Source organism: Acidovorax sp. M14 (assembly GCF_049331375.1).
Classification (GTDB): Bacteria; Pseudomonadota; Gammaproteobacteria; order Burkholderiales; family Burkholderiaceae_C; genus Acidovorax.
On record NZ_CP186263.1, the window covers coordinates 3,270,831 to 3,286,732 of the forward strand.

The following is a 15,902-nucleotide window of genomic DNA, read 5'->3' on the forward strand; positions in this document are numbered from 1 at the left end:
GTGGAACACTACAGTTCAAATAAATCCATTGACACCCCCTGAACAGGAGCCCTCCCGATGCAAGAAGCGTTGTTCTGCCAAGCGTTGGGGCTGGCCGCGCCCTGGGCTGTGGAGCGTGTTGCACTGGACGTCGAGCGCAGCCGCATCGACCTGTACGTGGTCTGGCAATCCGGCAGTGCAGCCTGTCCCGTTTGCGCCGCAGCTGACCAGAGACTGCATGACCACCGCCAGCGTAGCTGGCGGCATCTGGATTTCTTTCAGTTTGAAGCCTACGTGCACTGCGCTCTGCCTCGGGTGTCGTGCAGCGCCTGCGGCTCTACGAGCCAGCTGAGTGTTCCCTGGGCGCGAGAGGGCAGCCGCTTCACGCTCATGTTCGAGGCGCTGGCTCTGACGCTGGCCCGTGAGATGCCGGTGGCCGCGTGTGCGCGCATCCTGCGCTGCGCGGACAACGCCTTGTGGCGCCAGATCGATGCCCATGTTGGCTTGGCGCGCGCCAAGGAGAGCTACGCGGGTGTGGCGGTCATTGGTATCGATGAGACCAGTTGCGCCAAAGGCCATAGCTATATCACCCTGGTGCACGATCTAGAGCGAGCGCGACTGATCTACGCCACATCCGGCAAGGATGCCAGCACGGTTCAGAGATTTACCGAGGACTTCAAGAGCCACCAAGGCAAGGCCGAAGCCATCCAAGTGGTGTGCATGGACATGTCCAAGGCCTTCATCGCAGGAGCTGGCCAGCACTTGCCCCAAGCGGCCATTGCCTTTGATGGATTCCATGTGGTGCAACTGGCCAACCGGGCCGTGGACGCAGTGCGGCGGGATGAGGCCCGGGGCGAGCGCTGGCTCAAGAAGACGCGTTGGTGCTGGCTCAAGGACAAAGCCAAGTGGACGGACAAAGAGCAGGCAAAGATGGATTGGCTGCCCCGCACCCGATTGAAGACCGCCAGGGCGTGGCGGATGAAGGAGGCGCTGCGGGACATCTACCGCAGTGCGCTCGCTCAGACTCAGGCTGCACAAAGCGAGCTGGCAATCAAAAAGTGGCTGCGATGGGCACAGCGCAGCCGCTTGCGGCCCTTCACTGATCTGGCCAAGACCATCCAGCAGCACTGGGCGGGAATACTCCAGGCGTTTGATGCCTCTCACCTGCACACCGGCTATGTGGAGGCGGTGAACTCACTGCTGCAAGCAGCCAAGGCCAAGGCGCGTGGTTATGGCACCACCGATCACTTCATCGCCATGGCGTTCCTGATCGCGGGAAAGCTCACTCACCTGCCGGGCTGTCCTTTGCAAAAAGCAAGGGCCTGACCATGGCTCTGGTGGGGAATGTGGCTTTCCACCCGAAATGGAAGAGAGCCATAAAAAGCCGAGGAAGCGCTAGTCCATCATGCGCTGACAGCTATCAAAAGTAGAGTGTCCATAAAAAAGCCGCGCCCTCAGGGCGCGGCTTCTAAACGGCAGCGGGGCACCCGGCCCCGCAAAACCACCCTCAGTCGTCCAGCAGCGACAAATCGCGCACGGCGCCCTTGTCGGCAGACATCACCAGCTTGGCATAGGCCTTGAGCGCAGCCGACACCTTGCGGGGGCGCGGCTGGGCGGGTTTCCAGCCCTTGGCGTTCTGTGCTTCGCGACGCTTGGCAAGTTCTTCATCGCTCACCAGCACATTGATCGTGCGGTTGGGGATGTCGATGCGGATACGGTCGCCGTTCTGCACCAGGCCAATCGCGCCACCGGCGGCCGCTTCGGGCGAGCAGTGACCAATCGACAGGCCCGAGGTGCCGCCCGAGAAGCGCCCGTCCGTCAGCAGCGCGCAGGCCTTGCCCAGACCCTTGGACTTGATGTAGCTCGTGGGGTAAAGCATCTCCTGCATGCCGGGGCCGCCCTTGGGGCCTTCGTAGCGCACGATGACCACGTCACCGGCCTTGACCTTGTCGGCCAGGATGTTGGCCACGGCCTCGTCCTGCGATTCCGTCACGTGGGCCGTGCCCTCGAACACCAGGATGCTTTCGTCCACACCGGCCGACTTGACCACACAGCCGTCCACGGCGATGTTGCCGGTCAGCACGGCCAGGCCGCCCTCTTTGCTGAAAGCGTGGTCGTACGAGCGGATGCAGCCCTCGGCGCGGTCCAGGTCCAGGCTGGGCCAGCGGGTGTTCTGGCTGAACGCCACCTGCGTGGGGATGCCTGCGGGGCCGGCCATGTAGAAAGTGCGCACGGCGTCGTCCTGCGTGCGCACGATGTCCCACTGGTCCAGCGCGTCTTTGAGCGTGGGGGCGTGCACGGTGGGCACATCGGTGTGCAGCTTGCCCGCGCGGTCCAGCTCGCCCAGGATGGCCATGATGCCGCCCGCGCGGTGCACGTCTTCAATGTGGTACTTGTTGGTGTTGGGCGCCACCTTGCACAGCTGCGGCACGACGCGCGAGAGGCGGTCGATGTCGGCCATGGTGAAGGGGATCTCGGCCTCTTTGGCAATCGCCAGCAGGTGCAGGATGGTGTTGGTGGAGCCGCCCATGGCGATGTCCAGCGTCATGGCGTTTTCAAACGCCTTGAAGCCCACCGAACGGGGCAGCACGCGTTCGTCGTCCTGCTCGTAATACTGCTTGGCCAGGTCCACGATGCGGCGGCCCGCGCGCTTGAAGAGCTGTTCGCGGTCGGCATGGGTGGCCACCACCGTGCCGTTGCCGGGCAGCGACAGGCCCAGCGCCTCGGTCAGGCAGTTCATGGAATTGGCGGTGAACATGCCCGAGCACGAACCGCAGGTGGGGCAGGCCGAGCGCTCGACCTCGGCCACTTCGGCGTCGGAGTAGTTGGTGTCGGCGGCAATCACCATCGCGTCCACCAGGTCGAGCTTCTTGAACTCCATGACCTTGGTGACCGGGTTGGCCAAGCGGGTCTTGCCCGCTTCCATCGGGCCGCCCGAAACGAAGATCACCGGGATGTTCAGGCGCATCGCCGCCATCAGCATGCCGGGGGTGATCTTGTCGCAGTTGGAGATGCACACCATAGCATCGGCGCAGTGCGCGTTGACCATGTATTCGACCGAGTCGGCAATGATGTCGCGGCTGGGCAGCGAATACAGCATGCCGTCGTGGCCCATGGCGATGCCGTCGTCCACGGCAATGGTGTTGAACTCCTTGGCCACGCCGCCAGCGGCTTCGATCTCGCGGGCCACCAGTTGGCCCAGGTCCTTCAAGTGCACGTGGCCGGGCACGAACTGGGTGAACGAATTGACCACCGCGATGATCGGCTTGCTGAAGTCATCGTCTTTCATGCCGGTGGCGCGCCACAGGGAACGCGCGCCTGCCATGTTGCGACCGGCGGTGGAGGTTTTGGAACGGTAGATGGGCATCGTGCTGGCTTCTGGAAAATCGCTGAAAAGGAAGCGGGCCGCAGGAATAAAGGCCCCTTGGGATGCTCTTCACGCATCGTCGCTCCGTGTGCATCTGCGGCGTCGGGCGGTCTGCAGCGTTGCGAATGCTCGCAATAGCACCGGCTATTGCTGCGCTTTGCGCCTTGCAGCCCATCCCGATCCGCAGTGCTCACTTTCCGCTCGATTCGTGAAGAGCACCCCTCGCTCCCGTGCAACCAACCTCTTGAGCCGTGCCGGGGGCAAACTCTTCAATTATCGCCCAGCCCTTTGGGCCCGCACGGGGCGGCGGCGTTGGGGATTGCGGGGGCAGCCCCCACGCACTGCGACGGCGCTGGCAGAATGGTCCATTCCGCTCCAGCCCCACCAACCCCGACACCAGGACGCCCCACGATGACCGACTCCAGCAAGCCCTCCGCGCCCATCAACCGCCGCAGCGCCAACATCACCCAGGGCAAGTCGCGCGCACCCAACCGCTCCATGTACTACGCCATGGGCTACGAGGAAGGCGATTTCGTCAAGCCTATGGTGGGTGTGGCCAACGGCCACAGCACCATCACGCCCTGCAACAGCGGCCTGCAGAAGCTAGCCGACGCGGCCATCGCTGGCATCGAAGAAGCAGGCGGCAACGCCCAGGTGTTCGGCACGCCTACCATCAGCGACGGCATGGCCATGGGCACCGAAGGCATGAAGTACAGCCTGGTGAGCCGCGAGGTCATCAGCGACTGCATCGAAACCTGCGTGGGCGGCCAATGGATGGACGGCGTGCTGGTGGTCGGCGGCTGCGACAAGAACATGCCCGGCGGCCTCATGGGCATGCTGCGCGCCAACGTGCCCGCCATCTATGTGTATGGCGGCACCATCCTGCCCGGCCACTACCAGGGCAAGGACCTGAACATCGTGAGCGTGTTCGAGGCCGTGGGCGAAAACGCGGCAGGCAAGCTGAGCGACTTCGACCTCAAGGAGATCGAGAAGCGCGCCATCCCCGGCACGGGCTCCTGCGGCGGCATGTACACCGCCAACACCATGAGCAGCGCGTTCGAGGCCCTGGGCATCAGCCTGCCGTATTCGTCCACCATGGCCAACCCGCACGACGAGAAGATGAACTCGGCCAAGGAGTCGGCCAAGGTGCTGATCGAGGCCATCAAGAAAGACATCAAGCCGCGCGACATCGTGACCCGCAAATCCATCGAGAACGCCGTGGCCGTGATCATGGCCACGGGCGGCTCGACCAACGCGGTGCTGCACTTTCTGGCCATTGCCCACGCGGCGGGCGTGGAGTGGAGCATTGACGACTTCGAGCGCGTGCGCGTGAAGACACCCGTGTTGTGCGATTTGAAGCCCAGCGGCAAGTACCTGGCCGTGGACCTGCACCGCGCCGGTGGCATCCCGCAGGTCATGAAGATTTTGCTGAATGCGGGCCTGCTGCATGGCGACTGCCTCACCATCGAGGGCAAGACGATTGCCGAGGTGCTGAAGGACGTGCCTGACCAGCCGCGCGCGGACCAGGACGTGATCCGCCCCATCAGCAACCCCATGTACGCGCAGGGCCACCTGGCCATCCTGAAGGGCAACCTGAGCCCTGAGGGGTCGGTGGCCAAGATCACCGGCTTGAAGAACCCTGTCATCACCGGCCCGGCCCGCGTGTTTGACGATGAGCAGTCGGCGCTGGAAGCCATCCTGGCAGGCAAGATCAAGGCCGGTGACGTGATGGTGCTGCGCTACCTGGGCCCCAAGGGCGGCCCCGGCATGCCCGAGATGCTGGCGCCCACCGGCGCACTGATCGGCGCGGGCCTGGGCGAGAGCGTGGGCCTGATCACCGACGGCCGCTTCTCCGGCGGCACCTGGGGCATGGTGGTGGGCCACGTGGCGCCTGAGGCGGCGGCGGGCGGCACCATCGCTTTTGTCAACGAAGGCGACAGCATCACCATCGACGCGCGCCAGCTGCTGTTACAACTCAATGTGCCCGACGAAGAAATCGCCAAGCGCCGCGCCGCCTGGACGGCCCCTGCCCCCCGCTACACCCGGGGTGTGCAAGCGAAGTTTGCGTTCAACGCATCCAGCGCGAGCAAGGGGGCGGTGCTGGACGCCTATTGATGGCGCTGCGGTTGCGCACCGGCCGGCGGCGAGAAGACGGTTGAAGCTCCAGCGGACGTCTTTCTCCAGGTGGTCGGTTCACAACAAAAAGCCCGCAGTACGCGATGTACTGCGGGCTTTTTGTTGAGTAGACGACGAGAACAAACTCATCGCGCAAACCACCAAGAGCCCCTGGCAGCGGGGCCAGGGCCAGTGTCAGCGCGGCTTGCGTGGGCGAATGCCCAAGGCTTCCTTGTGTTTGTTGATGCGGTCCTTTTTGCGCTGGTCCATCTTCTCCATGGCCTTGCGCTTGGTGTAGCCGGTGGAATCAGCCCAGGCCCACCATAGCGCCGTGGCAGCAAAGGGTGCCAGCACCCACCACCAGGACCATGTGGCCACAGGGCCGATCTCGAAGTACTTGAGTGCCAGAATGAGAAGGGACAGACCCAGCAGATACATCGCTCTCTCCAAAAAATGCCGCGAAAAGCGGGATTGACCAAGGACAACTGCGTGTCAACCCAAGTCACTACAATCGCATTAAAAGCACTGTAACTCAACCACAGGAATTCCCACCATGAAGCGTTCCCTGATCACCCTCGCCTTGACGCTGTCGGTTGCGGCACCCGCGATGGCCGACCTGGCCTTGGCCACCTCCAAGAACTGCATGGCTTGCCACGCAGTGGACAAGAAACTGGTGGGCCCCGCCTACAAGGACGTGGCAGCCAAATACGCGGGTCAGAAGGACGCTGTGGACAAGCTGGCAGCCAAGATCATCAAGGGTGGCTCTGGCGTGTGGGGCCCGGTGCCCATGCCCGCCAACGCCCAAGTGAATGACGCCGAAGCCAAGAAGCTGGCCGCCTGGGTGCTGACGCAGAAGTAATTGGCTGAAGCCCAAGGGTTCCGGGTTTGACGCCCGATAGAACCCATGAAAAAAGCCGCGCACCATGTGACGCGGCTTTTTTGTGCCCGGACGCTTTGGTGCTCAGACGCTTGCAGCGGTGGAACCAAGAGCACAGGAACCTGCGCCGGTTCCTGCAGTAGCGCGGGACTAAACGACAGGCGTCCCCAGCGCATGGCGGGAGCGCAGCTGCTGCTCCAGCTGCCCGACATAGGCCGCCGTGGTGTTGTCAGACTCCTCGGCGCGGGCGGCGAGGCGGGCTTCCAGGTGGTCCAGACGCGCCAGCACGGCTGCATGGGCTTGGCTGTGCTGGGCCTCCAGAAAGGCACGCAACTCCGTGAAGCGGGACGCCTCAGCCTTGTCGGCCAGTTCGCGCTGCGCCTGCAGCGCTTTGGTGTGGCGGCGGGTTTCGAGCAGCACCGATCCCTGCAGCGACAACACATACGCCAAAAAGAAGATGCCCAACAACGTGGTGAGGGCCAGCATCAGCAGGCCCAGGGGTGCCTCAAACGACACCACACCCAGCGATACGAGGGAGGGAGCCGCCAGCGTGGGCCAGTTCAGGGCGGCCAGTGCGGCGATGGCCAGCACGGTCAGCAGCAAAACGAAGGAACGCAGTTGCATGTGAAATCTCCGGTCAGCGGCGCCCGGCCACGATGACCGGCCACGCCCTGCTGCCGTTGTAACGCATGCGCAGGGATTCACACGCTCCAGAGGAGTAATTGGAGATTGCGTCCTACAAAGCGCTGCGAGCCTGCCGGGTGAGCGGGCCCGCTGTTTCGATCACATACCGCTCACATCGCTGCGCGATATGAGTGCCCCGGATCCGGCAAGCGCTGCGCGCTGGCGCCGTTGCACGGCGCCTTCTGGATCAGTTGGTCTGGGCCAACTGATCCAGAATTGCCGGATTCTCCAGCGTGCTGGTGTCTTGGGTGATAGCCTCGCCTTTGGCGATGCTGCGCAGCAGGCGGCGCATGATCTTGCCGCTGCGGGTCTTGGGCAGGTTGTCGCCAAAGCGGATGTCCTTCGGCTTGGCAATGGGGCCGATTTCCTTGGCCACCCAGTTGCGCAGCTCGTTGGCGATCTGCTTGGCTTCTTCGCCCGTGGGGCGCGAGCGCTTGAGCACCACAAACGCGCAGATGGCCTCGCCGGTCACATCATCAGGGCGGCCCACCACAGCGGCTTCGGCCACGAGGTCGGTCTTGGCGACCAGGGCAGATTCGATCTCCATCGTGCCCATGCGATGGCCCGACACGTTCAGCACGTCGTCGATGCGGCCCGTGATGCGGAAATAGCCCCGGTCGGCACTGCGCACCGCGCCGTCACCCGCCAGGTAGTAGCCCTTGAGTTCTTCGGGGAAGTAGCTCTTCTTGAAGCGCTCGGGGTCATTCCAGATGGTGCGGATCATGCTGGGCCAGGGCTTCTTGATGACCAGGATGCCGCCCGAGCCGTTGGGCACGTCGTTGCCCATTTCGTCCACGATGGCGGCCGTGATGCCGGGCAAAGGCAGCGTGCAGCTGCCGGGCACCAGCGGCGTAGCGCCAGGCAGCGGGGTGATGACATGGCCGCCGGTTTCGGTCTGCCAGAAGGTGTCCACGATGGGGCAGCGTTCGCCGCCCACGTTCTTGTGGTACCACATCCAGGCTTCGGGGTTGATGGGCTCGCCCACGCTGCCCAGGATGCGCAGGCTCGACAGGTCGGAGCGCGCGGGGTGTACCGCCTCGTCAGCCTCGGCAGCCTTGATGAGCGAGCGGATGGCGGTGGGGGCGGTGTAGAAGATGGTGCACTTGTGGCGCTCGATCATCTGCCAGAAGCGGCCTGCGTTCGGGAAGGTGGGGATGCCTTCAAAGATGATCTGCGTGGCGCCTGCCGCCAGCGGGCCATAGGCGACGTAGGTGTGGCCCGTGATCCAGCCGATGTCGGCCGTGCACCAGAATACGTCGTCGGCGCGCAGGTCGAACGTCCAGTCCATGGTCATCTTGGCCCACAGCAGATAGCCGCCGGTGCTGTGCTGCACGCCCTTGGGCTTGCCGGTCGAGCCGCTGGTGTACAGGATGAACAGCGGGTGCTCGGCACCCACGGCCACCGGGGCGCATTCGGTGCTTTGGCCTGCCAGTGCTTCGGCAAAGGTCTTGTCGCGCCCGGCCACCATGTTGCAGGCCGTGGCCGTACGCTGGTAGACGAACACGTTGCGGATGGTGTCGCAACCACCCATGGCCAGGGCTTCATCGATGATGGCCTTGAGCGGCAGCTCCTTGCCGCCGCGCATCTGGTAGTTGGCGGTGATCACGGCCACGGCACCGGCGTCGATGATGCGCTCGTGCACGGCCTTGGCGCTGAAGCCGCCAAACACCACGCTGTGCGTGGCGCCAATGCGCGCGCAGGCCTGCATCGCCACCACGCCTTCGATGGTCATGGGCATGTAGATCAGCACGCGGTCGCCCTTGGCCACACCGTGGGCCTTGAGCGCGTTGGCAAACTGGCTCACGCGGGCGAGCAGCTCTTTGTAGGTGATCTTGGTGACGGTGCCATCGTCGGCTTCGAAGATGACGGCGGTCTTGTTTTCGGTGGGGGTGCCGATGTGGCGGTCGAGGCAGTTGGCCGATGCGTTGAGTTCACCATCGGCAAACCACTGAAAGAACGGCGCGTTGGACCCGTCCAAGGTGCGCGTGAAAGGCTTGGTCCACTGCAGGTTGGCCTGTGCCTGGCGCGCCCAGAAGCCCTCGAAGTCCTTCTCGGCTTCGGCACACAGCGCCTCATAGCCCGCCATGCCGGACACACGTGCGGCTTTGACAATGGCATCCGAGGGCGGGAACACGCGGTTCTCAACCAGCACGGACTCGATGGCGGATGTGGGCGCACTCATGGTGTTGTCTCCTGGATCTAATGGGAATTGGAATTGGGCGGTACTGTCGGGTGCGGCACTTACAGGCCACTGACTGGCGCGAAGCTTACAGAGTACGCTATCGCGGCCCGCCGGGCGCAGGCTGCGCGGCTTCCCCCACGCCAGCGGTGAGGTCGTTCCCGGCGACGGGCCCGGGCACGACAGACTCCGCCCAGGATGCCATCGCGAAGACATTCGCGCCCCCTAAAATCGCGCGTCCTGCAACCCTTTGCGAGTGCCATGTCCTCTCCCCAACACAAGCCCCCCGCGCCACTGCGCCCCCTGCCTTCGATGATCTTCGCCAGCCGGTGGCTGCAATTGCCGCTGTATCTGGGCCTGATCCTGGCGCAGGCGGTGTACGTCTTCCATTTCTGGGTGGAGCTGGTGCACCTGATCGAAGCCGCCTTTGGCAACACGACGGCCCTGCAAAGCCTGGTGTCCAGCATTGGTTACAAGAGCGATTTCCAGGTCACCGCGCTCAACGAGACCATCATCATGCTGGTGGTGCTGGCGCTGATCGACGTGGTGATGATCTCCAACCTGCTGATCATGGTGATCGTGGGCGGCTACGAGACCTTTGTCTCGCGCCTGCACCTCGAAGACCACCCCGACCAGCCCGAGTGGCTGAGCCACGTAAACGCCTCGGTGCTCAAGGTCAAGCTGGCCACCGCCATCATCGGCATCAGCTCCATCCACCTGCTCAAGACCTTCATCAACGCCGCCAACTACGACCTCAAGGTGCTGATGTGGCAGACCATCATCCATGTGGTGTTCCTGCTCAGCGCCCTGGCGATTGCGCTGACCGACCGTCTGATGTCGCACTCGTCCGACAGCCACTGAGCACGGCGGGAGTCCCTGGGCGGCCCGGCGCCGCTGCGCCCGCCCAGGGCAAAATATCAGTCAAAACTGCCCATAGCGCTAGTGGAATATGCGCTGGCAGCTATTAAATTTGAAGTAGACACACTTCAGCAGGCAGCGCCCGGCGGCGCTCCCAGATTTCTCCTCAATCGGTAGGCACAGTGCGGTGCAGACCCACCCGAAGGAGAAATCCATGCCCCCTCTGCACACACTCGTCCCTACCGCCGCCACGGCACCTGCACCCTCCGCCGCAGCCTCCCCCACTCCACCCACCGCCACCAGCCGCCGCCTGGCATTGAGCGCGCTGGGCTCCCTGGGCGTTGCCACCCTGTGGGGCTGCGGCGGAGGCGGGGACAGCACCAGCACTGACGCAGGCACTGGTACAGACTCCGGTTCGGGCACGGGCAGCGGCACCGGCACCGGATCAGGGACCGGCACGGGAACGGGCACCGGCACAACCACCACCTGTTCCGTCGTACCCGAGGAAACCGCCGGCCCCTACCCCGCCGACGGCTCCACGGCCAGCAACAACACCTACAACGTGCTCGCGCTCAGCGGCATCGTGCGTTCGGACATCCGCAGCTCGGTGGGCTCGTCCACCCAGGTCAGCGGCGTGCCGCTGTCCATCACCATCACTTTGACCAACACCAAGGCCAGTTGCGCACCGCTGTCGGGGTACGCCATTTACCTCTGGCACTGCACGCAAGACGGCAACTACTCCGTCTATTCCTCCAACAACATCGCCGACAACTACCTGCGCGGCGTGCAGGCCACGGATGCCAACGGCACCGTCACCTTCACCACCATCGTGCCGGGCTGCTATGCAGGCCGCATGCCCCACATGCACCTGGAGATCTACCCCACGCTGGCATCGGCGACGAAGGCCGCCAACAAGATCAAGACCACGCAGCTGGCCTTTCCTACCGCGCTGCTCAGCAGCATCTACAGCGCCAATTCCGGCTACAGCGCCAGCGTGCGCAACCTGGCCTCCATCACCTTCGCCACCGACAACGTGTTCAGCGACGGCACCGATCTGGAGATGACCACCATGCAAGCCAACTCCGGCGGTGGCTACTCCGCCAGCATCACGATCTCCATTGCGGTCTGAGCCCCCATCACCATCGCTTCTTCCGCTCTTTTCAAAGGCACACCATGCACCAGATGCACACCCTTCTCGCCAGCCTGGCCCTGATCTCCCTGGCCGCCGCAACCCCCAGCCACGCCCAGCCCGCCCGCGGCACACCGCCCGCGCCGCCCCCTGAGGCCTATGCCGCCTGCAAGGGCAAGACCGAAGGCGCCTCCGTCACGCTCACCATGCCTGATGGCAAAACCCTGACCGGCACTTGCCGCACAATGGACGGCACCCTGGTGGCCATGCCCGCTGGCGGGCCCGGTGGCCCCGGCGCGGGTGGCCCGCCCCCCGCCCGCTGACCCACCATGCCGCCCCTGCGCTCCCTCGTCCCCGTGCCCCACCTGACGCTGCACCGCAAAGCCTTCATCGCCCTGGCCGCGCTGCTGCTGGCGCTGCTGCTGATCTTTGTGGGGTTCTCACGCCTGGGGCTGCAGCGGGGCCTGGGGCCGTATGTCGCCGAGATCGAGCTGGCCCGCATGGACTGGCTGGCCGAACGCCTGCAAGCCCACCACACCCAGACGGGCGGCTGGGACAGCCTGCGCGGGCAGCCCTACCTGTGGGGACGGCTCACCCACCCGAGCGGCGGCCCGCGCGGGCCCGGCGGCTCCCGCCCGCCCAGCGACCCGCCACCGGACCACAGCAATCCCTTTGCCGCGCCGTCTGCGTCCCCTCCCCCCTCCGCGCAATCCGACCTCTTGACGCAGTCTGCCAACGCGGCCAGTGCCCCTGCGGCCAACGACAGCCAAGGTGGCCGCAGCACCGACCCGGGCAATGGCCCGCCCCCGCGCCCGCCCAACGACGACCTGCGCCCCAGGGACCGGGGCGCTGCCCCGCCCCAGCGCCACCCGGATGACATCTACCCCCGCCTGGGCCTGCTGGACGCGCAAGATCAGCTGGTCGCAGGCACTGCGCCCCAGCCCGGGGGCGCCCGTCTGGCACTGCGCGGCGCCAGCGGCCAGGTCATCGGCCACCTGGTGCTGGCACCGCCCCAGGGCGTGCGCAGCGAGGCCGACCAGGCCTTTCTGGCCCAGCACCTGGGCTTTGTGGCGTGGACCGGCCTGGCCGGGCTGGCACTGGCATTGCTGTTGTCAGGATGGCTGGCGCGTCGCTGGCTGGCCCCGGTCGAGGCCCTGGCCACCGGCGCGCGCGGCATCGCGCAAGGTCACCTGCACACCCGCGTGCCCGTGCACGGCAACGACGAGCTGGCCCAGCTGGCCCGCACCTTTAACACCATGGCCGAACAGCTGGGCAGCATCGAGGCCAGCCGCCGCCAGTGGCTGGGCGACGTGGCCCACGAGCTGCGCACACCACTGGCCGCCATGCGCGCCGAGATCGAGGCTGTGCAGGACGGCATCCGCCCCTTTGACGACAAGACCGCGCTGCGCCTGCACCGGCAGGTGATGCGCCTGATCCAGCTGGTGGGCGACCTGCGCGCCAGCCTGGATGCAGCGGGCACCAGCGCGCCCTCGGCCCAGGTGCCCGTGCACCCGCTGTCGCTGCTGGCCGAGGCGCTGGCGTCCATGCGCCCGCGACTGGCACAGGCGGGCATCGATGTGGACACGACCGGGCTGGACGCCCTGGCCGCACAGGGCGCTACCCAGCCCGCGCCCCTGGTGCGAGGCGACGCACAGCAACTGCACCAGGTGTTTTTGAATCTGCTGGAAAACAGCCTGCGCTACACCGACGCGGGCGGCCTGCTGCGCATTGCGGCACGCCTGCTGCCACCGGCCGATGGAGCCCCCCAGCTGCAGGTGCAACTGGACGACAGCGCGCCCGGCGTGCCGGCACACGAGCTGCCCCGCATCTTTGACCGCCTGTACCGCGCAGAAACCTCGCGCAACCGCGACCACGGCGGATCAGGCCTGGGCCTGGCGATCTGCCGCGCCATCGTGCTCGCCCACGGCGGCACGCTGACGGCCGAACCCTCCCCCCTCGGCGGACTGCGCATCACGCTGCAGCTGCCCTTGCTGGACAACCCTTCATGAGCCCTCGCATCCTTGTCGTCGAAGACGAACCCGACATCGCCGCCATCGTGGTGGACTACCTGCGCCACGCGGGCTACACGGTGGAGCACCAGGCCGAAGGCCGCGCAGCCCTCGCCAGCCTTATCACCACACCGCCCGACCTCACGCTGCTGGACATCATGCTGCCCGGCATGGACGGCCTGGAGATATTGCGCCAGGCGCGGCGCCACACGCAGCACCCCATCATCATGCTTACGGCCCGCGTGGAAGAGGTGGACCGCCTCATCGGTCTGGAGCTGGGCGCCGACGACTACATCTGCAAACCGTTTTCACCGCGCGAGGTGGTGGCCCGCGTCAAGGCCGTGCTGCGCCGCACCGCTGCCGCACAAGAGCCGCCAGCCCACCACACAACCACCGCCGCCTTGATGCTGGACGAATCGCACTGGCAAGCCACATTGCACGGCAGGCCGCTGGGACTGACCCGCCGCGAGTTCAAGCTGCTGCAGGTGCTGGCGCGGCAGACCGGACGCATCTTCTCGCGCGCCCAGTTGCTGGACCAGGCCTATGACGACACGCTGGACGTGAACGAGCGCGCCATCGACAGCCACATCAAAAACCTGCGCAAGAAGCTCAAGGCCGCCAGCACAGACGGCAGCGACTGGATCCGGTCGGTGTATGGCGTAGGTTTTGCACTGGACCCAAACCACGAAGGCCCGCCAGCGGGCTGACGGGCAGGCTGCCAGCGACACCCCCCGGGCCAGTCACTATCAATTTAATAGCTACCAAGGCAATTAACACTATCGCTACCAGCGCATTTGGCTCAAAAACGCCACGGTAACCCCTCCAAACAGTCCCACAGGCTCAACACCCCACCATCTGCCCCGGCACCACCCACTGGTCAAACTGCTCGCCCGTCACATGGCCCGACGCGATGGCGGCGGCACGCAGGCTGGTTCCCTCCTTGTGCGCCTTCTTCGCAATGAAAGCCGCCTTGTCGTAGCCGATGTGCGGGTTCAGCGCCGTCACCAGCATCAGCGACTGCTCCACCAGATCGTTGATGCGCGCCTGGTTGGGCTCGATGCCCACGGCGCAGTGCTCGTTGAAGCTGGCCATGCCATCGGCCAGCAGGCGCACGCTCTGCAAGAAGTTGTGAATCACCATCGGGCGGAACACATTCAGCTCGAAGTTGCCAGAGGCCCCGCCGATATTGATGGCCACGTCATTGCCCAGCACCTGCGCGCACAGCATGGTCAGCGCCTCGCACTGCGTGGGGTTGACCTTGCCGGGCATGATGGACGAGCCCGGCTCGTTCTCGGGGATGGTGATCTCGCCCAGCCCGCTGCGCGGGCCGCTGGCCAGCCAGCGCACATCGTTGGCAATCTTCATCAGGCTGGCCGCCAGGGTCTTGAGCGCGCCATGGGCATGCACCAGCGCATCGCAGCTGGCCAGGGCCTCGAACTTGTTAGGGGCGGTAACCAGCGGCAGGCCCGTCAGGTCGGCCAGCTCCTTGGCCACGGCCTGCGCGTAGCCTGAAGGCGCATTGAGCCCCGTGCCCACGGCCGTGCCACCCAGGGCCAGCTCGCACAGGTGCGGCAGCGCGGCGCGCACATGCTGTTCGCCATGCTGCAGCTGCGCCACCCAGCCCGAGATCTCCTGGCCCAGCGTGAGCGGGGTTGCGTCCTGCAGGTGTGTGCGGCCAATCTTCACGATGCCATCAAACGCCTTGGCCTTCGCCCCCAGCGTGGTGCGCAGGCCGTGCAGCGCGGGCAGCAGTCGGTGCATCAGCGCGTCCACCGCCGCCAGGTGCATGGCGGTGGGGAACACGTCGTTGCTTGACTGGCTCTTGTTCACCTCGTCATTGGGGTGAACCAGCCGCGCCTCGCCACGCGGGCCACCCAGCAGCTCGCTCGCGCGGTTGGCCAGCACCTCGTTCATGTTCATGTTGGTCTGCGTGCCCGAGCCGGTCTGCCACACCACCAGCGGAAACTCCTGCAGATGGCCGCCGCCAATCACCTCGTCCGCCGCCGCCACGATGGCCGTGGTCTTGGCTGCATCGAGCAGGCCCAGCGCATGATTGACGTAGGCACTGGCCCGCTTGACCTGCGCCAGCGCGCGGATCAGTTCGGGCGCCATGCGCTCGCCCGAGATCGCAAAGTGGTGCAGCGAGCGCTGCGTCTGCGCGCCCCACAGCCGGTCGGCCGGGACATCGATGGGGCCGAAAGTGTCTTTTTCGGTGCGGACTGCGGTCGGGGCGGGGGTGGAGGTCTTCACGGGTGGGCCTTGCCGCTCAGCGAGCGAATGGGGTAGAACGAAACATCAGACCGCAGCATACCCACCCCAGGCCACGGCGCGCCAGCACCCGCTAGCACCCGCCACCACCCGCCATGGCCCCTGACAGGACCACGCAAGCCCGGCGGGGGATAATTCGGGGTTCGCGTTTTCCCTCAAACCCCCACCGCCATGACCACGACGACCATTCGCCAAGAAGACCTGATCGAATCCATTGCCGGCGCGCTGCAGTACATCAGCTACTACCACCCCACCTCCGTGAACATGTAAGTTACCGTGGCTAAACGATTTTTTCGATCAGCCACGATCCCTAGGGAGTGATTGCAAGATTTCTACAACGCCCCAGCGGTCAGGGTGTTGTGGGGCCACTACAGGAACGCAAATGTGACCCCATGCCGTTACCAAAGTAACTGCGACCGCACTTAGGGCACGGCTTT

General features: G+C 65.4%; 13 protein-coding genes. 8 read left to right on the forward strand and 5 right to left on the reverse strand.

Annotation, left to right across the window (positions count from 1 at the left end; genetic code table 11):
- Positions 1–57: 57 nt before the first annotated feature.
- Positions 58–1,305, forward strand: a complete 1,248-nt coding sequence (locus ACOYR4_RS15255; protein WP_422847186.1) for an ISL3 family transposase — start codon at positions 58–60, stop codon at positions 1,303–1,305.
- A 181-nt stretch (positions 1,306–1,486) separates the two neighbouring features.
- On the opposite strand, the gene ilvD (ACOYR4_RS15260) is transcribed toward ACOYR4_RS15255, so the two are convergent.
- Positions 1,487–3,346 (reverse strand): dihydroxy-acid dehydratase, encoded by a 1,860-nt coding sequence (gene ilvD / locus ACOYR4_RS15260; protein WP_422847187.1) that lies wholly within the window; start codon positions 3,344–3,346, stop codon positions 1,487–1,489.
- A gap of 411 nt (positions 3,347–3,757) precedes the next feature.
- Here ilvD (ACOYR4_RS15260) and ilvD (ACOYR4_RS15265) point away from each other — a divergent pair, with 411 nt between their 5' ends.
- Entirely contained in the window at positions 3,758–5,461 is a 1,704-nt protein-coding gene (gene ilvD / locus ACOYR4_RS15265; RefSeq protein ID WP_422847188.1) for a dihydroxy-acid dehydratase, read from the forward strand.
- Positions 5,462–5,656: 195 nt separating this feature from the next.
- Here ilvD (ACOYR4_RS15265) and ACOYR4_RS15270 read toward each other — a convergent pair whose 3' ends face one another.
- Positions 5,657–5,899 carry a TIGR04438 family Trp-rich protein gene (locus ACOYR4_RS15270; protein WP_015014826.1) on the reverse strand — a complete coding sequence of 81 codons (243 nt, stop codon included), beginning with the start codon at positions 5,897–5,899 and terminating at the stop codon, positions 5,657–5,659.
- A 115-nt stretch (positions 5,900–6,014) separates the two neighbouring features.
- On the opposite strand from ACOYR4_RS15270, the gene ACOYR4_RS15275 reads away from it, so the two are divergent.
- A complete protein-coding gene (locus ACOYR4_RS15275) occupies positions 6,015–6,320 on the forward strand; it encodes a c-type cytochrome (protein WP_015014827.1) in 306 nt (101 codons plus the stop codon).
- Between the two features lie 168 nt (positions 6,321–6,488).
- Here ACOYR4_RS15275 and ACOYR4_RS15280 read toward each other — a convergent pair whose 3' ends face one another.
- Entirely contained in the window at positions 6,489–6,962 is a 474-nt protein-coding gene (locus ACOYR4_RS15280) for a LapA family protein (protein WP_116747446.1), read from the reverse strand.
- A 247-nt stretch (positions 6,963–7,209) separates the two neighbouring features.
- The gene (acs, locus tag ACOYR4_RS15285) at positions 7,210–9,204 is read right to left on the reverse strand and encodes an acetate--CoA ligase (protein ID WP_422847189.1); all 1,995 of its coding nucleotides are present in this window, start codon (positions 9,202–9,204) and stop codon (positions 7,210–7,212) included.
- Positions 9,205–9,462: 258 nt separating this feature from the next.
- On the opposite strand from acs, the gene ACOYR4_RS15290 reads away from it, so the two are divergent.
- The 5 genes from ACOYR4_RS15290 to ACOYR4_RS15310 all read left to right on the forward strand — a co-directional run bounded on the left by ACOYR4_RS15290 (position 9,463) and on the right by ACOYR4_RS15310 (position 13,904).
- Positions 9,463–10,062, forward strand: a complete 600-nt coding sequence (locus ACOYR4_RS15290) for a TIGR00645 family protein (RefSeq protein WP_060984978.1) — start codon at positions 9,463–9,465, stop codon at positions 10,060–10,062.
- A 211-nt stretch (positions 10,063–10,273) separates the two neighbouring features.
- Positions 10,274–11,188, forward strand: a complete 915-nt coding sequence (locus tag ACOYR4_RS15295; protein ID WP_422847190.1) for an intradiol ring-cleavage dioxygenase — start codon at positions 10,274–10,276, stop codon at positions 11,186–11,188.
- 44 nt (positions 11,189–11,232) lie between these two features.
- A complete protein-coding gene (locus ACOYR4_RS15300; protein ID WP_422847191.1) occupies positions 11,233–11,511 on the forward strand; it encodes a hypothetical protein in 279 nt (92 codons plus the stop codon).
- Between the two features lie 6 nt (positions 11,512–11,517).
- Positions 11,518–13,197: an ATP-binding protein gene (locus ACOYR4_RS15305; RefSeq protein ID WP_422847192.1), complete on the forward strand. Its 1,680-nt coding sequence runs from the start codon at positions 11,518–11,520 to the stop codon at positions 13,195–13,197.
- A complete protein-coding gene (locus tag ACOYR4_RS15310; RefSeq protein ID WP_422847193.1) occupies positions 13,194–13,904 on the forward strand; it encodes a response regulator in 711 nt (236 codons plus the stop codon). Before ACOYR4_RS15305 ends, ACOYR4_RS15310 begins: the two co-directional genes overlap by 4 nt.
- 133 nt (positions 13,905–14,037) lie before the next feature.
- Here ACOYR4_RS15310 and fumC read toward each other — a convergent pair whose 3' ends face one another.
- Positions 14,038–15,447, reverse strand: a complete 1,410-nt coding sequence (fumC, locus tag ACOYR4_RS15315; protein ID WP_422847194.1) for a class II fumarate hydratase — start codon at positions 15,445–15,447, stop codon at positions 14,038–14,040.
- Positions 15,448–15,902: the final 455 nt, after the last annotated feature.